This is a genomic window from Streptomyces sp. NPDC039430 (assembly GCF_055639435.1).
The window spans coordinates 550,041-571,743 of sequence record NZ_JBVKAK010000003.1; the positions used below are offsets into that span (position 1 = coordinate 550,041).

Annotated in this window: 18 protein-coding genes; 8 read left to right on the top strand and 10 right to left on the bottom strand. The window is 71.3% G+C overall.

Annotated elements, in window-relative coordinates; all coding sequences use genetic code 11:
* Window positions 1–165 precede the first annotated feature (165 nt).
* The 3 genes from ACZ7LS_RS11570 to ACZ7LS_RS11580 form a co-directional block, all read right to left on the bottom strand.
* Window positions 166–939, bottom strand: coding sequence for a creatininase family protein (locus ACZ7LS_RS11570; protein ID WP_382522840.1), 774 nt, complete (start codon window positions 937–939; stop codon window positions 166–168).
* The gene (locus tag ACZ7LS_RS11575; protein WP_382522837.1) at window positions 936–1,652 is read right to left on the bottom strand and encodes a FadR/GntR family transcriptional regulator; all 717 of its coding nucleotides are present in this window, start codon (window positions 1,650–1,652) and stop codon (window positions 936–938) included. Before ACZ7LS_RS11575 ends, ACZ7LS_RS11570 begins: the two co-directional genes overlap by 4 nt.
* Window positions 1,653–1,717: 65 nt before the next feature.
* Window positions 1,718–2,734 carry a LacI family DNA-binding transcriptional regulator gene (locus tag ACZ7LS_RS11580; RefSeq protein WP_382522835.1) on the bottom strand — a complete coding sequence of 339 codons (1,017 nt, stop codon included), beginning with the start codon at window positions 2,732–2,734 and terminating at the stop codon, window positions 1,718–1,720.
* A 459-nt stretch (window positions 2,735–3,193) separates the two neighbouring features.
* On the opposite strand from ACZ7LS_RS11580, the gene ACZ7LS_RS11585 reads away from it, so the two are divergent.
* From ACZ7LS_RS11585 to ACZ7LS_RS11605, 5 genes are all read left to right on the top strand, one after another.
* Complete coding sequence (locus ACZ7LS_RS11585) at window positions 3,194–4,486, top strand: ABC transporter substrate-binding protein (RefSeq protein ID WP_382522832.1); 1,293 nt, start codon at window positions 3,194–3,196, stop codon at window positions 4,484–4,486.
* Window positions 4,487–4,503: 17 nt separating this feature from the next.
* Window positions 4,504–5,481: a carbohydrate ABC transporter permease gene (locus ACZ7LS_RS11590; RefSeq protein ID WP_129768062.1), complete on the top strand. Its 978-nt coding sequence runs from the start codon at window positions 4,504–4,506 to the stop codon at window positions 5,479–5,481.
* Window positions 5,478–6,338: a carbohydrate ABC transporter permease gene (locus ACZ7LS_RS11595; RefSeq protein ID WP_382522827.1), complete on the top strand. Its 861-nt coding sequence runs from the start codon at window positions 5,478–5,480 to the stop codon at window positions 6,336–6,338. Before ACZ7LS_RS11590 ends, ACZ7LS_RS11595 begins: the two co-directional genes overlap by 4 nt.
* Before the next feature lie 156 nt (window positions 6,339–6,494).
* Complete coding sequence (locus tag ACZ7LS_RS11600) at window positions 6,495–7,778, top strand: glycoside hydrolase 5 family protein (protein WP_385129401.1); 1,284 nt, start codon at window positions 6,495–6,497, stop codon at window positions 7,776–7,778.
* 183 nt (window positions 7,779–7,961) lie between these two features.
* Complete coding sequence (locus ACZ7LS_RS11605; RefSeq protein ID WP_382970720.1) at window positions 7,962–11,018, top strand: alpha-mannosidase; 3,057 nt, start codon at window positions 7,962–7,964, stop codon at window positions 11,016–11,018.
* Between the two features lie 116 nt (window positions 11,019–11,134).
* Here ACZ7LS_RS11605 and ACZ7LS_RS11610 read toward each other — a convergent pair whose 3' ends face one another.
* From ACZ7LS_RS11610 to ACZ7LS_RS11620, 3 genes are read right to left on the bottom strand one after another with little or no spacing between them, the layout of a single operon-like run.
* A complete protein-coding gene (locus tag ACZ7LS_RS11610) occupies window positions 11,135–11,386 on the bottom strand; it encodes a hypothetical protein (RefSeq protein WP_382529605.1) in 252 nt (83 codons plus the stop codon).
* A 43-nt stretch (window positions 11,387–11,429) separates the two neighbouring features.
* Window positions 11,430–12,005 carry a hypothetical protein gene (locus tag ACZ7LS_RS11615; RefSeq protein WP_382529619.1) on the bottom strand — a complete coding sequence of 192 codons (576 nt, stop codon included), beginning with the start codon at window positions 12,003–12,005 and terminating at the stop codon, window positions 11,430–11,432.
* A complete protein-coding gene (locus ACZ7LS_RS11620) occupies window positions 12,002–13,279 on the bottom strand; it encodes a molybdopterin-dependent oxidoreductase (protein WP_382529602.1) in 1,278 nt (425 codons plus the stop codon). Before ACZ7LS_RS11620 ends, ACZ7LS_RS11615 begins: the two co-directional genes overlap by 4 nt.
* Window positions 13,280–13,604: 325 nt before the next feature.
* Between ACZ7LS_RS11620 and ACZ7LS_RS11625 the strand changes: the two genes are divergently transcribed.
* Window positions 13,605–14,951, top strand: coding sequence for a hypothetical protein (locus tag ACZ7LS_RS11625; protein ID WP_382529616.1), 1,347 nt, complete (start codon window positions 13,605–13,607; stop codon window positions 14,949–14,951).
* 112 nt (window positions 14,952–15,063) lie between these two features.
* Here the strand turns inward: ACZ7LS_RS11625 and ACZ7LS_RS11630 are convergent, their stop codons facing one another.
* Together ACZ7LS_RS11630 and ACZ7LS_RS11635 are read right to left on the bottom strand one after the other, a co-directional pair.
* Window positions 15,064–16,212 carry a serine hydrolase domain-containing protein gene (locus tag ACZ7LS_RS11630; RefSeq protein WP_382529599.1) on the bottom strand — a complete coding sequence of 383 codons (1,149 nt, stop codon included), beginning with the start codon at window positions 16,210–16,212 and terminating at the stop codon, window positions 15,064–15,066.
* A 68-nt stretch (window positions 16,213–16,280) separates the two neighbouring features.
* Complete coding sequence (locus ACZ7LS_RS11635; protein ID WP_385129450.1) at window positions 16,281–17,141, bottom strand: helix-turn-helix domain-containing protein; 861 nt, start codon at window positions 17,139–17,141, stop codon at window positions 16,281–16,283.
* A 142-nt stretch (window positions 17,142–17,283) separates the two neighbouring features.
* On the opposite strand from ACZ7LS_RS11635, the gene ACZ7LS_RS11640 reads away from it, so the two are divergent.
* A complete protein-coding gene (locus ACZ7LS_RS11640) occupies window positions 17,284–17,589 on the top strand; it encodes a 4a-hydroxytetrahydrobiopterin dehydratase (protein ID WP_382529596.1) in 306 nt (101 codons plus the stop codon).
* 56 nt (window positions 17,590–17,645) lie between these two features.
* On the top strand, window positions 17,646–18,692 hold the full coding sequence (locus ACZ7LS_RS11645) for an AraC family transcriptional regulator (RefSeq protein ID WP_382529593.1): 1,047 nt from the start codon (window positions 17,646–17,648) through the stop codon (window positions 18,690–18,692).
* Here the strand turns inward: ACZ7LS_RS11645 and ACZ7LS_RS11650 are convergent.
* Both ACZ7LS_RS11650 and ACZ7LS_RS11655 read right to left on the bottom strand, forming a co-directional pair.
* Window positions 18,682–19,512 carry an aldo/keto reductase gene (locus ACZ7LS_RS11650; protein WP_382529590.1) on the bottom strand — a complete coding sequence of 277 codons (831 nt, stop codon included), beginning with the start codon at window positions 19,510–19,512 and terminating at the stop codon, window positions 18,682–18,684. The genes ACZ7LS_RS11645 and ACZ7LS_RS11650 overlap by 11 nt on opposite strands.
* A gap of 93 nt (window positions 19,513–19,605) precedes the next feature.
* A complete protein-coding gene (locus tag ACZ7LS_RS11655) occupies window positions 19,606–21,405 on the bottom strand; it encodes an AMP-dependent synthetase/ligase (RefSeq protein WP_382668150.1) in 1,800 nt (599 codons plus the stop codon).
* Window positions 21,406–21,703: the final 298 nt, after the last annotated feature.

The following is a 21,703-nucleotide window of genomic DNA, read 5'->3' on the forward strand; positions in this document are numbered from 1 at the left end:
TGTGCGGTGCGGTGCGGTGCGGTGCCGTGCTGTGTTGGGTGCGGTGCCGTGCTGTGAGTGCTGTGCGAGGTGTACCGGGTGATGCGTACGGCACCGCGCTCGCCGTCGCGGCGGCGTGGCGGCGCGGTGTCGTACGCGGGGAAGCGGCGGGTGCGGGCGCCCTGCTCAGGCGTCCAGCCACTCCTTGACGAAGGCGACCACACGGACCACGACGGCGTCGACGACCGCCTGTCCGTCCTCGGTGGTCGCCCGGCGCGGGTCACCGAGGATGCCATTGGGGCTGAGCCGGTCGTAGCGCACGGCGAGGGCGGGGTGGGTGCCGTGGCGCGAGAGCCGGGAGAGCGGGTCGAGTTGGGCGGTGGAGGTCGTACCGGCGGTGAGCCGGTCGGTGTGCACCAGTCCTGGCGCGAGGTGGAGCATCTGCGCGGTCTCGGCCTCGCCGCTGTGACCGTGCACCTCACTGACCCCCATCCCGGACACGACATCGGCCGCGAGCGAGGTGACGGGGGTCCAGGCGAACTGGAGATCGGGGTGGGTGGTGAGCAGATCCTGCGCCACCGTGGACAGCGTGGCGTTGTTGCCGCCGTGGCCGGTGATCACGAGTATCTTCCGCCAGCCGTGCCGGTACAGGCTCTCCACGTACTCACGGACCACCGCGGCCAGGGTCGTGGTGGTGAGCGTGACCGTACCGGCGAAGGCGAGATGGTGCGGGGAGACCCCGACCGGCAGCGGGGGGCCGATCACCGCGCCGCCGGCCAGTGCGGCGGCCACGCGTTCGGCCACGCCCTCGGCCCGGATCGTGTCCGTGGCCAGGGGCATCGCGGGACCGTGCTGCTCGAACGCGCCGGCCGGGATGATCACCACGGGGCTCGCAGTGACGGCGGTGGCCGCCTCTTCGGTGGTCATCTCGGCGAGTCGCAGCGGCTGTGCGGCGTTCATCGGCGGACCTCCGGACCTGTGTCCGCCGTCCGCGTGTCCGGGAAGTCGGCGGCGAGTACCGCCTCGCGGATGAAGCCCAGATGGTCCCGGGTCAGCCGCTCGGCCGCCTCCGCGTCGCCGTCCCGTACCGCCTCGAAGATCTCCACATGCTCCGCGTGGTCCCGTGCGCGGTCGTTGTAGCGATGCCGGATCTCGACCTGCTCCCGCGCTCTGACCTGGAGCAGCGCCTCGACGGCCTCGCGCAGCAGCGCGTTGCCGCTCGCGGTGGCCAGCACCACGTGGAAGTGCGTCGAGGCGAGCAGCGACTCGCGCGGCGGGTGCAGCGCGTTGACCGCCGCGGTCCGCAACTGCTCCACCGCCTCCGGTACGCGGGCACGCGCCGCGGCGGCGGCCACGGCGGGTTCCAGGACAAGCCGCGCCTCGACGAGTTCGAGCACCGATTCCCGGCTGCCACGCGGCAGATGCGGATTGGCGAGCAGCCGCCGTTCGCTGCCGGGTCCCACGTACGTCCCCGAGCCGTGCCGGAACTCCACCACGTTGGTGGCCTCAAGCCTGCGCAGGGCCTCGCGGACCGTGGGCGTGGTGACGTCGAACCGGCGGGCGAGGTCACGCGAGGACGCCAGGGCGTCCCCGGGGACCAGCCGTTCGGTACGGATGATCTCGACGATGCTGTCCGCCAGATGCTCGGACAGTGACAGTTCACTGCGACTCATGAAGTGAATAGATCACTTGATCTCTTCGGGTGTCAATGGTCGTGCACAGATGTATTTCCGGCGCGTTACGACCGTGCCCGGTCCAGGCTCTCCCGCTCGATCAGCCGGGGAAGCGGCACCTGTACGGTGCGGGCCCCGCCGCCGTCGAGCAGCGCGGCCAGTTCCGTCGCGGCGATCCGCCCGAAGGCGACCGAGTCGCGGGAGAGCGCGGTGAGCCAGGGGCGCACCAGCCGGCACAGCGCCGAGTCCTCCCAGGAGATGACCGAGACATCGCCGGGCACGGAGAGACCGAGCCCGGTCGTCACCGCCGCCCCGGCCGCGGCCATCACATCGTTGTCGTAGATCAGGGCGGTCGGCGGGCGGTCCTCCTCCAGTACCCGGCGGGTGGCCGCCGCGCCCTGGGTGTCGGAGTAGTCCGTGGTCAGCGAGCGCGCCTCGGGCAGTCCTCGCCGGTCGGCCTCGATCCGCAGCGAACGGATGCGCCGCTCGGTGTGGGCGAGCGAGGGCAGCCCCGCGATATGGACGATGCGCCGGTGCCCCAGCGCGTGCAGCCGGCCCACGATGGCGGCCATCGCGCCCGCGTCGTCGGCCCGCACCTGCGACAGGCCCGGGTGGCGTCCCGTGTCGCCCGCGGGCAGCGCGCCGATGACGACGCCGGGGAGTCCCAGCTCGGCCAGGAGACCGGGCCGGGGGTCGTCGGTCCTGGGGTCCACGACCAGTACGCCGTCGACGCGGTGCTCCGCCCACCAGCGCCGGTAGACCGCGCACTCGGCGTGCACGTCCTCCACCACCTGGAAAAGAAGGCCGAGTTGACGTTCTGACAGGATCTCCTGGATGCCGGAGATCAGCTGGAGGAAGAACGAGTCGACGCCGAGGGTCGCCGCAGGACGGGCCAGCACCAGGCCGACCGTCGCCGAGCCCTCGCCCGACAGCGCGCGGGCGGCGGTGCTGGGCCGCCAGCCCAGCTGTTCCGCGACCCGGCGTACCCGGTCGCGGGTCACCTCGGAGACGCCGGGGCGGTCGTTGAGCGCGAAGGAGACCGCGCTCTCCGAGACCCCGGCGCGCTTCGCGATGTCCTTCATGGTCGGACGGCGCGGGGGAGTACGTCTGGCCGTGGGCGTGTCCCTGTCCGACGGCGGGTTCGCTGCCACCCGTGTGCCTCTCTTTTCTCGCGGTCCCCGTTGCGTTCCCGGCATCCCCGGCGTGCCCTGTCGCATCCGCGTTCCCACTCGCGTCCGCGCTCCAGGACCCGGGTGTGCAACGGGGGCATCGCAGGGCCTTCCGGCCGTACCGGACGAGCCATGTGGTCCCCGTACTAATGCGCTTGAGTCCGAGCATCCTAAAGCGCATTAGTGTCATACCGCAAGGAAAGCAAAAGAACCGCTCTGAGCTGCTACGACACCAGGATGATGGGCCTTTGTCGCACGAATGTGTTGACTTTCACCCCCACACATTGCAAGGTCTGCTGGTAATTCGCAGCCGTGGCCCGCAGCTCCGGCTGGCCGTACGCACGCCTGGTCCGAGCAAAGGAGCCGTTCTCCGTGCGCATCTCCCGAAGAACAGTCGCTGTCGCCGCTGTTCTCGCCACCGTTCTGCCGCTCAGCGCCTGTAGTGGAGGTTCCGGCGACGACTCCTCCGACGCCTCGGGCCCGGTCAAGGGCAAGATCACCTTCCAGACCTGGAACCTCCAGGCCAACTTCAAGGACTACTTCAACGGAGTCATCAAGGACTTCGAGAAGAAGTACCCCGACACCGAGGTGAAGTGGGTCGACCGGCCGGCCGAGGGCTACGCGGACAAGCTGAGTGCGGACGCCGCGGGCGGCACGCTGCCGGACGTCGTCAATGTCTCGCCCGACCTGGTGACCCCGCTGGCGAAGGCCGGGCTCGCGCTCGACCTCGACAAGGACGAGACGGCGGCGTCGTTCCGGGACGAGTACCTGCCGGGCGCGTGGCAGAGCCATCAGATCCCGGGCACGGACGGGACGTACGGCTTCCCCTGGTACCTCAACACCGGCCCGATGTTCTACAACAAGCGGCTCTTCGAGGAGGCAGGACTCGACCCCGAGAAGCCGCCGACGACCTACGACGAGGTCTTCGACCAGGGGCTGAAGCTGGCCGAGCAGAGCGACGGCGAGATCGCCACGCTCGCGCAGGTGCCCACCATCGAGGACTTCGGCCGCTACGGCGTCCAGCTGATGAACAAGGAAGGCACCGGCTTCGCGTTCAACGACGCCAAGGGGGTGGAAATGCTCACCCGCTACAAGGAGTTGTTCGACAAGAAGGCGCTCGACCCGCAGGCGCTGACCGCCACGCCCGAGTCCTCCGGAACCAAGTTCCTCACCGAGTCCGTGGCCATGAACCCGGGCAGCGCGCTGGACCTGGAGAACTTCAAGACCAAGGCCCCGAGCCTCTACAAGAACATCGGGATCACCGACCAGGTCACCAGCACCGGCAAGGTCAACATGTACGTCATGGGCGTCATGGTGAACGCGCAGACCAAGCAGAAGCCCGCCGCCGTGGCCTTCGCGCACTTCGTGACCGACGCGACCCGCCAGATGTCGTTCGCCAAGCAGGTCGCCATCTTCCCGAGCACCAAGGGCTCCCTGGACGACCCGTACTTCACCAAGGAGGACGGCACCGACGAGACGCGCGTACGCGTCGCCGCCGCCAAGTCCCTGAAGACGGCCGTCAATTACACGCCCGTCCTGTTCAGCGAGCAGATGAAGACCGAGCTGCGCAACCAGGTCGCCAAGGCGCTCCAGGGCAAGCAGAGCCCCCAGGAGGCGCTCGACCGCGCGGTCGAGGCCTGCGACAGCCTGCTCAAGAAGAGCTGAGAGCCGAGCCCCGCACCATGAAAAGCACCACCGCCCCCAGGGCGCTCCCCTCGGACGCGGCCGCGCCGGGGACCACGCTCCGGAGCCCCGGCTCCGGGCGTGGGCCCCGCGGCCCCGCGACCGGCATCAGACGCCAACTGCCCTCCAGTCCTTGGCTGTTCGCCGCCCCGGGACTGCTGATCGTCGGCGCCTTCAGCCTCTACCCGTTCTTCAGCACACTGGTCAACTCCTTCACCGACCGGCGAACCCTGGTCCCCGGCGAGTTCGTGGGGCTGGCCAACTTCCGGGAACTGATCCATGACGAGATGTTCTGGATCGGCCTGCGCAACAGCGCGCTGTATGTCGTCGGGGTCGTCCCGGCACTGATCATCCTGCCGCTGCTGCTCGCCATGCTCGTGCAGCGCGAGATCCCCGGCATCACCTTCTTCCGCTCCGCCTTCTACACCCCCGTGGTCGCCTCGATCGTGGTGGTCGGGCTGATCTGGGTGTGGATGCTGGACGACCGGGGACTGATCAACGCGGTGCTCGAAGCGGTGGGGGTCGGCAGGATCGGCTTCCTCAGCGACCAGTGGCTGCTGCTGTTCAGCGCGATGGCCGTCACGGTCTGGAAGGGCCTCGGCTACTACATGATCATTTACCTGGCCGCGCTGGCCAACGTACCGCGCGAGCTGCACGAGGCCGCCGCCGTGGACGGGGCGGGCGCCATCCGGCGTTTCGTCACCGTCACCGTACCGGCGGTCCGTTCCACCATGGTGCTCGTCGGCGCGCTGTCGTCGGTCGCCGCCTTCAAGGTGTTCTCCGAGGTCTATCTGATGGCCGGGCCCAGCGGCGGCCCGGCGGGCGAGGACACCACGCTGGTGATGCTCGTCCAGCGCGTGGGGACCGGGCTGAGCGGCCGGGTCGGCTACGCCTCCGCCATCTCCGTGGTGGTCTTCGTCGTCACCGTCGCCCTGATGCTGCTGGTGCTCCGCGCCGACCGCAAGGAGGACGCGTGAGCTTCCCGAAGACCGCCGGCGCCGACGGCCGGCGCCTCGCCCCCTGGCAGCTCGCCCTGCGGTACACCCTGCTGCTCGTGATGCTGGTCGTGATGATCGGTCCGTTCGTGTGGCAGCTGTCCACCGCGCTCAAGGGCATGCACGAGGACATCTACAGCTCCCCGCCGACGTTCCTCCCGAGCGAGCCGACGCTGGACAACTTCAGCCGTGTCGCCGAGATCATCCCGGTCTGGGACTACGCGTTCAACTCCCTCAAGGTCGCCTCCGCCAATGTGATCACCAACTGCGTCGGCGCCGCGCTGGCCGGCTACGCGCTGGCCCGGATGCGCTACCGGGGCCGTCGCGCGGCGACCCTCGCGTTCATCCTCGCCATGCTCGTGCCCGTCGAGGGCATCATCATCGCCCAGTTCACCACCATGCGTGACCTCGGTCTGAACAACACCCTGATCGGGGTGCTGCTGCCCGGGTCCATCGGCGCGATGAACGTCCTGCTGATGCGCAACGCCTTCCTCAATCTGCCGCATGAGGTGGAAGAGGCGGCCTTCGTCGACGGGGCCAACACCTGGCAGCGGTTCCTGCGGATCGCGCTGCCCTCGGTCAAGGGCACCCTCGCGGTGGTGGCGATCTTCGCCTTCATGGGCGCCTGGGACGACTTCCTCTGGCCGCTGATCGTCCTCAGCGATCCGGAGAACTTCACCCTGACCATCGGACTGAACTATCTGCACGGCACCTTCGCCCAGGATCCACGGCTGGTCGCGGCGGGTACGGTCATCGCCGTGGTGCCGCTCATCGTGCTCTTCGCCTGTCTCCAGCGATACTTCTTCCGGGGTGTCGGCGAAGGCGCCGTGAAGGGCTGACCGCAGGCCCGGCCGCACATCCCGAACGCCCGCCCGCTCTCCCGTACCACCGTCGCCCGCCCGTACCACCGCCCGCCCCGCCCGTACCACCGCCCGCCCCGCCCGTACCACCGCCCGCTGTCCAACGCGCCACAGAACCAGGACAACGTTGCCAGTATGAGTACTCCCGCGCCGCGCTTCGGCGCCAACTACACGCCCAGCCAGGGCTGGTTCCACCACTGGCTGGACTTCGACCTCGACGAGGTACGCGCCGACCTGGACTCGATCGCGGGGCTCGGCCTCGACCACATCCGGGTCTTCCCGCTCTGGCCGCTCTTCCAGCCCAACCGGGCACTGATCAGGCCCCGCGCCGTCGAACAGCTCGTCCAGCTCGCCGACGCCGCCGCCGAACGCGGTCTGGACGTCAATGTCGACGGACTCCAGGGCCACTTGTCGAGCTTCGACTTCCTGCCCGCCTGGACCCAGACCTGGCACCGGCGGAACATCTTCACTGACAACGATGTCGTCGCCGGCCAGGCGGAGTATCTCCGTACGCTCGCCGCCGCGCTCGCCGACCGGCCGAACTTCATCGGCATGACCATCGGCAACGAGATCAACCAGTTCTCCGGGCCCCCGCACCCCGATCCCGACCCCATCACCCCGGCGCAGGCCGCCGACTGGCTCCGCCGGCTGCTGGACGCCTGCGAGGAGGGGGCGCCGGGAAAGCTCCATCTGCACGCGGAGTACGACGCCGCCTGGTACCAGGACCAGCACGCCTTCACCCCCGCGCACGCGGCCAGGATCGGCGCCGTCACCGCCGTGCACTCCTGGGTCTTCAACGGCACCGCGCAGCGGCACGGCCGGACCGGCACCGCCACCGAGCACCACGCCGCCTATCTGATCGAGCTGTCCAAGGCGTGGGCGCTGGAACCGCACCGGCCGGTCTGGCTCCAGGAGGTCGGCGCCCCGGCGCCGCTGATCCCGGCCGAGCACGCCGCCGCGTTCACCGAGGCGACTGTCGCCAACGCGCTGGACTGCCCCGACGTCTGGGGCGTCACCTGGTGGTGCTCGCACGACGTGTCGCGTTCGCTCGCCGACTTCCCCGAACTGGAGTACAGCCTCGGCCTGCTGACGAACGACCGGAAGGTCAAGCCGGCCGGTGAGTCCATCGCCCGGATCGTCGAGGACTGGCGCGGCAGAACGTACAGCCCGGCTCCCCGCACCACCGCGCTCGTGGTCGACATCGGGGACGACGAGAGCGCGGACTACCCGGCCGGCGACGGCGGGCACGCGCCGGCCCGGAGCACCTGCCGGCCCGGCGGCGCGTTCTTCGAGGCCTTCGCACGGCTCACCGAGGACGGCGTCCGCCCCACCGCCGTCCTCGCGAGCCGCGCCGAGGACACGGAGCATCTGGCGGGCCGCCACATCACCGAGGTGGTCCACCCGGACCAGGTCCGGTGAGCACGGTGAGACCCATGAGACCGGCGAGACCGGTGAGTTCGGTATGAACGGTGAGTTCCGTGGCAAGGGAGCGAGGGAATCGGGTAGTCCCTCCCCATGGCCGTCATCCCGTGATCCGTGTACGTGTAGTCCCTGACCCTTCCCGGTAACCCGCACCCACACGCACCTCAGGAGCACCCCCTCATGCACGACGACCGCAGCCTGGTGGAGGCCCGCCTCAAGCGCGTCCTCGACGAGCGCATCCGGCCCGCCGTATACCCCGAATCGATACCGCTGGACGTCGCCGTCTGGAACGCGCCGGGCGAACCCGTACCCGTCGAAGAGGGCCTGGCAGGCCCGGCCGAGCCGGTCAAGGCCGGCGACCGGTGGGGCGCCCCCTGGGGCACCAGCTGGTTCCGGGTCTCCGGGACCGTCCCCGAGAAGTGGGCGGGCCGTACGGTCGAGGCGATCCTCGATCTCGGCTTCGACGAGAACATGCCCGGATTCCAGTGCGAGGGCCTGGTCTACCGGCCCGACGGCACGCCGGTGAAGGGCCTCAACCCGCGCAACCAGTGGGTGCGGATCGGAGCGCCCGTCGCCGGCGGCGAAGAGGTGCTCCTCCACGTCGAGGCCGCGTCCAACCCGGTGATCCTCGACTACCACCCCTTCCTGCCGACCCGACTCGGTGACAAGGAGACCGCGGGCAGCGAGCCGCAGTACACCCTGGCCCGGATGGATCTCGCGGTCTTCGACGAGACCGTCTGGCAGCTGATCCAGGACCTGGAGGTGCTGGGGGAGCTGATGGCCGAGCTGCCCGTCGACGGCGCCCGCCGCTGGGAGATCCTGCGCGCGATCAGCCGCGCGCTCGACGCGGTCGACCTCCAGGACGTGAACGGCACGGCGGCCGCCGCCAGGGAACGGCTCGCCGAGGTCCTGGCGACCCCCGCGCCGGCCACCGCCCACCGCCTCAGCGCGGTCGGCCACGCCCATATCGACTCCGCCTGGCTGTGGCCGCTGCGCGAGACGGTGCGCAAGGTCGCCCGTACGACCGCCAATATGACCGCGCTGCTGGAGGACGAGCCGGAGTTCGTCTTCGCGATGTCGCAGGCGCAGCAGTTCGCCTGGATCAAGGAGCACCGGCCCGAGGTCTACGCCAAGGTCAAGCGGGCCGTGGCCGACGGCAGGTTCGTACCGGCCGGCGGTATGTGGGTGGAGTCCGACACCAACATGCCCGGCTCCGAGGCGATGGCCCGGCAGTTCGTGCACGGCAAGCGCTTCTTCCTCGACGAGTTCGGCATCGAGAACGACGAGGCGTGGCTGCCGGACACCTTCGGCTTCGCCGCGGGGCTGCCGCAGATCATCAAGGCCGCCGGGTCCAAGTGGCTGCTCACCCAGAAGATCAGCTGGTCCAAGATCAACACGTTCCCGCACCACACCTTCCGCTGGGAGGGCATCGACGGCACCCGCATCTTCACCCACTTCCCGCCCGTCGACACCTACAACTGCTCGATGACGGGCGGGCAGATCGCGCACGCGGCGAAGAACTTCAAGGAGAAGGGTGTCGCCAGGCACTCTCTCGCGCCGACCGGCTGGGGCGACGGAGGCGGCGGCACCACCCGCGAGATGATCGCCAAGGCGGCCCGGCTGCGCAGCCTCGAAGGCTCCGCGACGGTCGAGTGGGAGGCGCCCGGCGCGTTCTTCGCGAAGGCCGAGGCGGAGTATCCGAACCCGCCGGTCTGGGTCGGCGAGCTGTATCTGGAGCTGCACCGCGCCACCCTCACCAGCCAGGCCAGGACGAAGCAGGGCAACCGGCGCAGCGAGCATCTGCTGCGGGAGGCCGAGCTGTGGGCCGCGACCGCGGCCGTACGCACCGGCGCGCCGTACCCGTACGAGCAACTGGACCGGATCTGGAAGACCGTACTGCTGCACCAGTTCCATGACATCCTGCCCGGCTCGTCGATCGCCTGGGTGCACCGCGAGGCGGAGAAGACGTACGCGGCCGTCGCGGCCGAGCTGAACGGGATCGTGGACACGGCGCAGCGCGCCCTCGCCGGGGACCCGTCCGGCGGGACGACCCTGCTCTTCAACTCCGCGCCGCACGCGCGCGGCGGCGTCCCGGCGGGTGCGGCGGGACCGGTCGGCGGGAGCGGCAGCGCGCAGCTGTCGCCGCGCGAGGGCGGCGGGTATGTGCTCAGCAACGGGCTGCTGGAGGTGGAGATCGACGGCCGCGGCCTGGTGGTGTCGGTCTACGACGTCAGCGCGGAGCGCGAGGCCGTCGCCCCGGGCGAGGCGGCCAACCTCCTCCAGATCCACCCCGACTTCCCGAACCAGTGGGACGCGTGGGACGTGGATGAGTTCTACCGGAACACCGTCACCGATCTGACGGATCTCGACGCGCTCACCCCGGTCGAGGACGGCGACCCCGCGGCCGGAGCGCTGCCGGCCGGCGCGGTCGGTGTCCGGGTCGTGCGCGGCTTCGGCTCCTCGAAGGTCACCCAGCTGCTGACCCTCGGCCCCGGGGTCAAGCGGCTCGACATCGACACCGAGGTGGACTGGCACGAGACCGAGAAGTTCCTCAAGGCGGCCTTCCCGCTGGATGTCCACGCCGAGCGGTACGCGTCGGAGACGCAGTTCGGCCATGTGTACCGGGCCACCCACACCAACACCAGCTGGGAGGCGGCCAAGTTCGAGGCGTGCAACCACCGCTTCGTGCATCTGGAGGAGCCGGGGTGGGGCGTCGCGCTCGTCAACGACTCGACGTACGGACATGACGTGACCCGTACGGTCCGTGCCTCGGACGCCGGTACGACCACGACCGTCCGCGTCTCGCTGCTGCGCGCCCCGCGCTTCCCCGACCCCGAGACCGACCAGGGCGTCCACCGCTTCCGGCACGCCCTGGCACCCGGCGCGTCGATCGGCGACGCGGTCCGCGAGGGCTACCGCGTGAACCTGCCGGAGCGCCGGATCCCGGGCGACGCGGAGGTGGCCCCGCTGGTGAGCGTCGACAACGACGCCGTCGTCGTCAGCGCCGTCAAGCTGGCCGACGACGAGAGCGGCGATCTGGTCGTACGGCTCTACGAGTCGACCGGCGGACGGGCCAAGGTAAGGGTCGGTCTCGGCTTCGGGACCACCGGACTGGCCGTGACCGACCTGCTGGAGCGCCCGCTGGCGGACGTGACGCCGCCCGAGCCGGCCGACGGGTCGGTCCAGCTGTCGCTGCGCCCGTTCGAACTGGTCACGCTGCGGCTGACGCGCGGCTGACCGGCACGCCCCGGGCGGCACCGCACCGCCGGCCGGTCCGGCGGTGCGGTGCCGCCCGGCACGGCCGGCACACGCGGCGGGCGCCCGGGAGACCCGGGGCGTCCGCCGCCGTGCGGTCATGTGTGGGGCCGGTGGTCCAGCGCCTGCGCGGCCACCAGATGGAGGAACTCCCGTTCGTTGCCCGCCAGCCCCGCCGCGGTGAGCGCTTCGTCCGCCTCGGCGATCGGGGCGGCGAGCAGCGGCGCCGCGAGGGATGCCCGCGACGGGTCGTCCAGTACCGCGCGCACGGCCGACAGGAGGCGCAGATAGGCCCGCGCGGCGGTGCACTCATCCGACGGGCTCGATGCGACGGACGTGGTGGTGGTCATCCCGGCTTCCTCTCGATGGATCTGTCGGACCCTCAAGTCTGGGTCATGGGTCTGACAACCGGCCCGACGACCGGCCCGGCCGGGGCCGCCGCCACGGCGGCCCCGGGCGGCGGGACCACAGCTCCGGCCAGGTCCGTACCAGCAGCCAGCCCGCGGACAGCAGGAACAGCGCGGCGGTGATCAGCAGCCAGCGGCCCAGGAAGACATCGATATCGAGGCCCGTGGCCGGCTCGTACGGCTCCGGTGTCCGCAGCACCAGCGGCCAGTACACCAGCAGCAACAGCAGCGAGAGGAAGGCCGGAACGCGTACGTGGTTGACGCCGACGCGCGGCACCGGCCGCCGGGGCCGTGACAGGGCCCTGACGGCCCGGTCGCCGAGCGAGTACAGCGGCACCAGCACGAGATCGTGCAGCACCGCCGCGCCCACGAACCAGAGCAGGATCAGCGGCCAGTCGCCCGCCAGCAGCCGGACCCCGGCGTAACCGCAGAGCGCGAACGAGGCCAGCAGAAGGAGCAGTTGGCCCGGCGACTCGCCGTACAGCCGGCGGAAGCGCCGACGTACGTTCAGATGACGGCGCAGCTCTCGCAGCTCCCGCCGGGTCGGCCACGGCATTCTCATACGGGCCATGACGACTCCCCGAAGCTCAGCCGCCGGACCCACTTGGTGTTCATCACACCCGGCGCGCCCGGCACGATGATCCTCGCCGGATACCCGTGATCCGGCGAGAGCTCCGCGCCGTTGACCCGGAGCGCGAGCAGCGAGCGCGGATCGCGCACCTGGTTGTCCCGCAGCGCCACCGCGCGGAACGAGCCGTGCGACTGCACCGACTCCACGAACACACTCGGCGCCGCCTCCCCCAGCCCCACCAGGGCGGCGAGATCGGTCAGCCGGACCCCCTCCCACCGCTGGTCGGAGGTGGACCAGCCCTCCACACAGGCGATCGGCAGCGCGGAGCCGTGCCGGGGGAGCCGCTCCAGCTCGGCCCGGGTCAGCACGGTCTGCCGGCCGCCGCCCCGTACGGTCAGCCGCCAGTCGGGACCGATGTCCCGCGCCCGGATCCCGACGGACCTCGCCGTCTTGTTGATCTGGAAGCCGTTCGGACCGGGCCCGGGATTCCGGCCGTGCGGGGCGAGCAGCGCCGTACCGCGCAGCGAGCCGCCGATGCTCTGACCGGCCGTCACCACGAGCAGCGCCAGCGAGCCCAGCCCGACCATCCCGAGCGCGCCGCGCCGCGAGAGGGTGGGCGGCGCCGGGTCGCGGGAGACGAGACCGGTCTCGTCCAGCGGCTCGGGTACGGTCCGCGCCACCGGAGTACGCAGCTCGGCGCGGAGGTCCCGGCCGCGCAGCGCCCGTACCGTACGCGGCAGCCGCAGGGCGGCATGGGCGATGAACGCCCCGATGAACACCCACGCCCCGTAGAAGTGCAGCGGATAGAACGAGCCCGGGAAGAGGTACTCCAACTGGACGTTGAGCACGCCGGTGATGAACTCGAACAGCCCGCCGCCGACGAGGAGGAGCAGCGACAGCCGGTCCAGCGCGTGGCCGGGCGAGCGCACCGGCGGCATCACGAACAGCTTCGGCACGACCGACCACAGCTTCGCGAGCACCACCGGTACGAGCACGATCCCGAGCGTCACATGCACGCCCTGCGTGACGCGGTAGAGCCAGTAGGGATCAGTCGGCCAGGCGAAGAGATAGAAGCCGAGCAGCCCCTTGTCCGGAGTCTTGTCGTTGGCCGGGGACAGATCGGGGTTGTACGCGAGATAGGACAGCAGCCCCGTCAGAAAGAGGATGGGGATACCGATCAGCAGCACCACGGCGAAGACGGAGGTCAGCCAGGGGCCGCGCAACGGGCTGCGCCACGTCGGGGTGAGGCGGGCGGGGACTTTCATACCGGCGACCGTAGGGCGTGGAACGCGCCGGAGGCGGTTTCGACGCATGACGAAACCCTGACGTCGCCATCGCCGACCCGGACGGCGGGAGACCGGACGGCGGGAGATCCGATGGCGGGGGATCTGACGGTTCGATGACGTGGCCTGTCGGTCGCCCCTGGACACGGGCCCGCATGCCTAACGTGACGCCGTGACCCTGCTACCCCGCCCCGGCGTGGGCTCCGGAGCCCCGGAAACGCCAGAAGCACCAGAAGCCCCCCACGCGGCGGAAGCCGCGTGCGCCCCGCCCGTCCCCGTGGAGCGCTCCGGCCGTCGGCTCGACCTGATGGCGGCCGGCGGGGGCGCGCTCCTCTTCGCCGCCGCCGCCGTGGTGGGCACCCTGATCGAGCACTACGACGGGACCCTTCACGTCAGCTGGCCGCCCCTGCTGGCCCAGTGGATGCCGCACCTCGGACCCGGCACGCTTCCGGCGCTGCTGACCGCCGTCGCGGTGATCGCGTACGGGCCGCCCCTCGCCGCCCGGCTGTCCTGGCGCGCGCTGACCTGGGCCAGTTGGGCCGCCGCGCTGGCCTGGACCTGGTCACTGGCGCTGGTGGACGGGTGGCAGCGCGGCGTGGCCGGACGGCTGGCCACCCGGCACGAGTATCTGAGCGGTGTCGACCGGTTCGACGACATCCCCGCCACCCTGCGCGACTTCACCCGGCACATCCTGATCGGCCCGCCGGACAACTGGCCGACCCATATCGCGGGCCATCCGCCGGGCGCCGTGCTGACGTTCGTCGGACTCGACCGGATCGGGCTCGGCGGCGGTGCGTGGGCCGGCGCGTTCTGCGTGGTCACCGGCGCTTCGACGGCCGTCGCCGTCCTCGTCACGCTGCGCGCGCTGGGCGCCGGGCGCGCGGCACGCGCGGCGGCCCCCTTCCTCGTCCTCGCCCCCGGCGCCGTATGGGTCGGCGCCTCCGCCGACGGCTACTTCGCGGCCGTCGCCGCCTGGGCGCTCGCCCTGCTGGCGCTCGCGGCCACCCGTACCGTCCGCGCGCCCCGGGCGGCGGCGCTCGGCTCCGGCCTGCTGTTCGGGGTGACGGTCCAGCTGTCGTACGGGCTGACGCTGATGGTCTTCCCCGCCGTGGCGGTGCTCGTCCTCGCCCGCAGGGCACGGCCGCTGCCGGTGGCGGGTCTCGCGGTGCTGGGGTTCGCGGCGGTGGCGGTGGCGTTCCTGCTGGCCGGGTTCCGGTGGTGGGAGGCGTACGGACTGCTGGTGGAGCGCTACTACCAGGGCGTGGCCAGGGAGCGCCCCTACGGCTACTGGGTATGGGCCAATGGAGCCGCGGTGGTGATCGCGGCGGGACTCGCCGCGGTCGCCGGGATCCGGCGTCTGCCCGCCGCGGTCCGCGGTACCCAGGGCTCCGGTCGCGGGCACCGGAGCACCGGCCGGGGGCCCAGCGGCACCCACCGGACGGTCGCCCTGCTGCTGGCCGCGGTGCTCCTGGCGCTGCTGGTCGCGGATCTGTCCGGGATGAGCAAGGCCGAGACGGAGCGCATCTGGCTGCCGTTCACGCTCTGGCTGCCGGCCGCCGCCGCGCTGCTGCCCGCCCGTGACCACCGCGGCTGGCTCGCGGCCCAGGCCGGCCTGGCCCTCCTCGTCAACCATCTGCTGCTCACGGTCTGGTGACCGCGGCGCGCCGGCACGGGCTCGCGCGGCGACGACGGCGTGCCTGGTGACGACGGGGCGCCAGGTGACGACGAGGCGCCTGGTGACGACGGGCCCGTGCGCCGGCGCGGGCTCAGGCGCCGGCCGCGTACCGCCAGAAGTCCCGCATCAGCGGCGGCGGGGTCGGGCCGGTCATCGCCCGCTGGCTGAGCAGGATCGTGACCGCCCCGGTGGACGGGACGAGATGCCCCGCCGTGCCCGTACCGCCGATCCAGCCGTACCGTCCCGGCACATTCCAGGGGTCGGTCTCCGCGACATCGACCGAGCCGCCGAAACCCCAGCCCTGGCCCTCCAGGAACAGCGTGCTCGCCGCGCGCTGGGCCGGGGTGAGCTGGTCGGTGGTCATCCGCCGTACCGACGCGGGCGACAGCAGCCGGTGGCCGTCGAACGTCCCTTCGGCGAGCAGCATCCGCGCGAAGGCGTACCAGTCGTCGGCGGTCGAGACCAGTCCGCCGGCGCCGGACGGGAACGCGGGCGGGCCGCTCCACTGGCCGTCGGGGGCGTCGATCAGCTCGGGGCCGCCTGTCGGACCCGTCCCGTAGTAGGCGGTGAACCGGTCGAGCTTGTCCGCCGGTACCTCGAATCCCGTGTCGGCCATGGAAAGCGGTTCGAACAGCCGCTCCGCCAGGAACTCGGACAGCGGACGGCCCGCGACCCTGGCGATCAGCACGCCCAGGATGTCGGAGCAGGTGTTGTACAGCCAGACGTCTCCCGGCTGGTGCAGCAGGGGAATGCGGGACAGAGCAGCCATCCACGCGTCGGGCGCCGCCACGCGCCCCGGCTGCGGCGCTCCCTGCATCAGCTCGCTGAACAGCAGCGCGACCGCGGGCAGCGAGAAGTCGGACGGGAACCCGTACCCGGCGCGGAAACTGAGCAGATCGGCCACGGTGATCGCCCGGACGGCCGGGACCACGTCGTCGACCGGACCGACCGGCGTACGGACGACCTTCGGCGACGCCAGCTCCGGGAGCCAGGGCGCGACCGGGTCGTCCAGCGCGATCAGGCCGTCGTCGACCAGCATCATGACCGCCGCCGCCGTGACGGGCTTGGTCATCGAGGCGATACGGAAGATCGAGTCCCTGGCCATCGGGGACGTGCCCTCGATGTCGGTGGAGCCGACGGCCGCCACCTCGACCCGGTCGCCGAGGGCCACCAGGCCCACGGCTCCCGGCATCGAGCCGTCGCCGACATGCTTCTCCAGGGTGTTGCGCAGCGTGGTCATCGGTCCACCTTCCCGTGTACGCGGTCGGAGGGGAGACTCCCGGCACGGCGGGAACTCATCGCGGTGCGTCACCCGGCGCGCGAGGTCAGATAGGCGACGGTGGCCGGATCCGCCGGGACGAACGTCTCGATGGCCAGTTCCGCGACGGTCACGTCCATCGGGGTGTTGAAGGTGGAGATGGACGACAGGAAGGAGAGCACCTGCCCGTCGTGCTCGATGATCATCGGCAGCGCGAAGCTGGGCCCCGCGACGGAACGGAGCGCACGCGCGTCCCCGTCCGGCGACTCGTCCCCCCACGCCCCGGACACCGGCGGCGGATACGCGGCGACCTCGTCGTACATCGCGCGCAGCGCCGGGGAGCGGTGCAGCGCGAGCTGGCGCTCCATCTGGTCCAGGAGATGTCCGCGCCACTCCCGCAGATTGCGGATACGCGGCGCGAGTCCCTCCGGATGGAGGGTGAGCCGCATCGAGTTGAGCGGCGGCGCGAGCAGCTTCTCGGGCACCCCTTCCAGCAGCATGGCGACGCCCTGATTGGCGGCCACCACGGTGTACGTGCCGTCCACCACGACCGCCGGATACGGTTCGTACCCCCGCAGCAGCCGGTCCAGGCCCTCCCGTACGGCGTCCATGGCCGGGTCGTCCAGCGCCGTCTCGGTGAACCGGGGCGCGTAACCCGCCGCCAGCAGCAGTGTGTTGCGTTCCCGTACGGGTACGTCGAGCCGGTCGGCGAGCCGCAGCACCATCTCCTCGCTGGGGCGGGCCCGGCCCGTCTCGATGAAGCTGATGTGCCGGGCGGACGAACCGGCCCGGATCGCCAGCTCCAGCTGGCTGACCCGACGCCGCTTGCGCCAGTCGCGCAGCAGGGGCCCGACACCCGGATCGCCGGTCCGGGCCGCCGTGACGCCGGACGCCGTGGCCTGGGACGTCATACCGCGAGCTGCCATACGAGGACCGTAATGCACCGGTCCCGGCAGGGGCGTACGGGGTGCGCGCGGCACGGCTGACCCGGCGGCGCGCGGAGACGTCGTATCGTCGGCCGCGTCGCTGCCCGTTCCCGTAAGGAGCCAGGCCATGGCCACCGAGCCGCTGTCGCAGAACGAGATCGAGGACCGGCTGCGGGAGCTTCCCGGCTGGTCCGTGGAGAACGGTCTGCTGACCCGTACCTACCGGCTGGGCACGCACTTCGCGGCGACCGCGATGGTCGTCCATATCGCCGGGACCCAGGAGGAGCTGAACCACCACTCCGCGCTGACCCTGGGCTACAACACCGTCACCCTGGCGGTGAGTACGCATGACGCGGGCGGCGCGCTCACCGCGCGCGATGTCGAACTGGCCCGGCGCGTCGAGGCGTTGGCCCCCGCGCACGGCGCCTCCTGACGGACACCGCAGGTCCCGCGGCCGGCCCTCCGGCCGGTCCATTTACGCTGGTGACCATGGACGTACTGGCGGGACTCCTCGACGGGCCGCGGGCGCGCGGGGCCTTTCTGCTGCGCATGGTGATGGAGCCGCCGTGGTCCGTCCGGATCGAGGACCGGGCCCCGCTGTGTCTGATGTGTGTCACCCGCGGCGAGGCCTGGATCGTCCCCGACGGGGGCGGTGATCCGGTGCCGCTGCGCCCCGGGGACGTCGCGATCGCCCGGGGCCCCGAGCCGTACATCACCGCCGACAGCCCCGGCACCGCGCCGCGCGCGCTGATCGGCCCCGGCGGCGCCTGCCGCACCCTGGCGGGCGAGCCGCTCGCGCAGTCCATGCGGCTGGGCGTACGGACCTGGGGCAACGCCCCCGACGGCGGCACGACCGTCCTCATCGGTACGTACCAGATGGACGGCGAGGTCAGCAGACGGCTGCTGGACGCGCTGCCGCCGCTGCTCCATCTGCCGGCCGATGTCTGGAACTGCCCGCTGATGCCCGTGCTCGACGACGAGATCTCCCGGGACGAACCGGGCCAGAGCGTGGTGCTCGACCGGGTGCTCGATCTGATGCTGATCGCCGTGCTCAGGGCGTGGTTCTCGCGGCCCGGCGCGGAAGCGCCCGGCTGGTACCGCGCCATGGCCGATCCGGCGGTCGGCAACGCCCTGCGGCTGCTCCAGAACGAGCCGGCCCGCCCCTGGACGGTCGCCTCGCTCGCCGCCGCGTGCGGTGTCTCACGGGCCGGGCTCGCCCGCCGCTTCAGCGAGCTGGTCGGGGAGCCCCCGATGGCGTATCTCACCGGCTGGCGGCTCGCGCTCGCCGGGGATCTGCTGCGCGGTACGGACGCGACGGTCGAGTCGGTGGCCAGGAAGGTCGGCTACAGCGGTTCGTTCGCGCTGAGCGCGGCCTTCAAACGGGTACGCGGCGTCAGCCCCCAGGAGTACCGGTCGGGCGCGCTGCCGGTCGGGTCCTGGAGAGGGCCCGCGGACGGGAGGGCCCGCGGACCACGGCGCCGCCGGCCGGAACCGGCAGACGGCGCCAGGGCGTCCGGAGGCGGGGTCAGTCGTTGACCTCCGCCGGGTCGGATCCGATGCGCTTGCCCTCGTCCAGCGCGGCGAACGCCGCCAGATCGTCGGCGTCCAGCTCGAAGCCGAAGACGTCGAGGTTCTCCCGGATCCGGGACGGGGTCACGGACTTGGGGATCACCACGTTCCCCAGCTGGATGTGCCAGCGGAGCACCACCTGCGCCGGGGTCCTGCCGTGCTTGTGCGCGACGGCGACCACCGTCGGCACGTCGAGCAGCCCCTTGCCCTGCCCGAGCGGCGACCACGCCTCGGTGGCGATGGAGTGCTTCGCGTGCAGGGCCCTGGACTCGGCCTGCTGGAGCTGCGGGTGCAGCTCGATCTGGTTGACGGCGGGGACCACGGAGGTCTCGCCGATCAGCCGCTCCAGGTGCTCGGGAAGGAAGTTCGAGACGCCGATGGCCTTGACGCGGCCGTCGCCCAGGAGTTTCTCGAACGCCTTGTAGGTGTCGACGTAGGCGTCGACGGCCGGCCTCGGCCAGTGGATCAGATAGAGGTCGAGGTACTCCAGACCGAGCCTCTCCAGCGAGGCGTCGAAGGCGCGCAGCGTCGTGTCGTACCCCTGCTCGCTGTTCCACAGCTTGGTGGTGACGAAGAGTTCCTCACGGGCGATGCCGGAGGCCTTGATGGCGTTGCCCGTGCCCTCTTCGTTGCCGTAGATGGCGGCGGTGTCGATGCTGCGGTAGCCGGCCTCCAGTGCGGTGCCGACGGCCCGCGTCGCCTCGTCGTCCGGGACCTGCCAGACGCCGAAGCCGAGCTGGGGCATCTCGATGCCGTTGTTGAGAGTGAGGGTGGGGACCTTGCTCACGAGCGGTCGATCCTAACGTCGTCGGTGGCTTCTCCGCCGTACAACGATCACGGCGGCGGGCGGATTCCCGCCCGTGCGGAGCCGGTGGGCATCTCATCGGTAGAGCGCGTCCACCTCGACCGCGTAGGCGGCCTCGATGGCCTTGCGCTTGAGCTTCAACGACGGTGTCAGCAGCCCCTGTTCCTCGCTGAACGGACGCGCGAGGATCCGGAACGTACGGATCGACTCGGCCTGGGACACCGCCGTGTTCGCGGCCACCACCGCGCGCCGGATCTCCATCTCCAGATCCTTGTCCCGCACCAGATCGGTGGGTTTGAGCGGTGACCTGCCCTGGATGGAGAGCCAGTGGTCGACGGCCTCCCGGTCCACGGTCACCAGCGCCGCGATGTAGGGCCGGTCGTTGCCGACCACGAGGCACTGGGACACCAGCGGATGCGCCCGCACCCGGTCCTCCAGGGCGCCGGGCGAGACGCTCTTGCCGCCGGAGGTGACCAGGATCTCCTTCTTCCGGCCGGTGATGGTCAGATAGCCGTCCTCGTCGAGCGACCCGAGATCACCGGTGGCCAGCCAGCCGTCGTGCAGTACGGCGTCGGTGGACTTGGGGTCGTTGAGATAGCCCGAGAAGATCTGGTCGCCGCTCAGCCACACCTCGCCGTCCGCCGCGATATGCACCGAGGTGCCGGGGATCGGCCGGCCGACCGTGCCGTAGCGGGTGCGTTCCGGCGGGTTGGCGGTGGCCGCCGCGCAGGACTCGGTGAGCCCGTACCCCTCGTAGACGGTGACGCCCGCGCCCGCGAAGAACAGCCCGAGCCGCCGGTCCATCGCCGAACCGCCCGACATGGCGTGCCGCACCCGGCCGCCCAGCGCGTCACGGACCTTGCTGTAGACGGCCTTCTCGAAGAACTGGTGCTGCACCCGCAGCGTCGCCGAGGGGCCGGGGCCGAGGCCGAAGGCGCGGTGTTCCAGCGCCTCCGCGTAACGCACCGCCACCTCCACGGCCTTGTCGAAGGGCCCGGCCCTGCCGTCCGTCTCCGCCTTGCGGCGCGCCGCGTGGTAGACCTTCTCGAAGATGTACGGCACGGCCAGGATGAAGGACGGCCGGAACGCCACCAGATCGGGCATCAGCGCGCTCGCCTGGAGGACGGGCTGATGCCCCAGCTTCACCCGGCCGCGGATCGCCGCGATCTCGATCATCCGCCCGAAGACATGCGCGAGCGGCAGGAAGAGCAGCGTCGACGCCTCGTCACCGGCCTTCGCGCGGAAGACGGGCTCCCAGCGTCCGAGGACCGTGTCCGCCTCGAACATGAAGCAGCCGTGGGTGATCACACACCCCTTGGGGCGTCCGGTGGTGCCCGAGGTGTAGATGACCGTGGCCACGGAGTCCGGTGTCACCGCCTTGCGGTGGCGGTGCACCACCTCGTCGTCGATCCCGGCGCCCGCCGCGAACAGCTCGTTCACCGCGCCGGCGTCCAGCTGCCAGAGCCGTTTGAGTCTGGGCAGCCGGTCGATGACCGAACCGATGGTCATGGCGTGGTCCTCGTGCTCGACCATGCAGGCCGAGACCTCGGCGTCGTACAGCATCCAGTAGACCTGTTCGGCCGAGGACGTGGGATAGACCGGCACGGACTGCGCGCCGACCGCCCAGAGCGCGAAGTCGAAGAGCGTCCACTCGTAGCGGGTACGGGACATGATCGCGACCCGGTCGCCGAACCGTACGCCGTGCGCCAGCAGCCCCTTCGCCAGCCCCAGCACCTCGTCGCGGAACGCGGCCGAGGTCATGTCCCACCACTGGCCCCGCTCGTCCTTGCGGCCGAGCGCGATCCGTCGCGGATCGTCGACGGCATGATCGAACACGGCGTCCGCGAGCCCACCGACGTGGGGGGCGGCCGGCAGAGGGGGGACGGTGAATTCGCGCAATGACCTGCTCCTTGTGGCGCTCCGCACAGCGCGGGTGACGGTACCCCAACGGGCGTTCCGGGGGGAGAGCGTCCGCGAACCGGAGCGAAGCCGTATCGCCACAGGTCAGCGCCCGATTCGAGCCCGCTTCCGAGGGCTCGTGACAGACATCTGACCGTGGAGTAAGTCGCCGGCGGGGGAATCTCCACCGAATCCGTACGCTGTTGTCACGCGCGCTCTACCGGGCCGGGGCCTTGGTCTGTACCTATGACCGTGCCCATGGGCTTCCGCCACG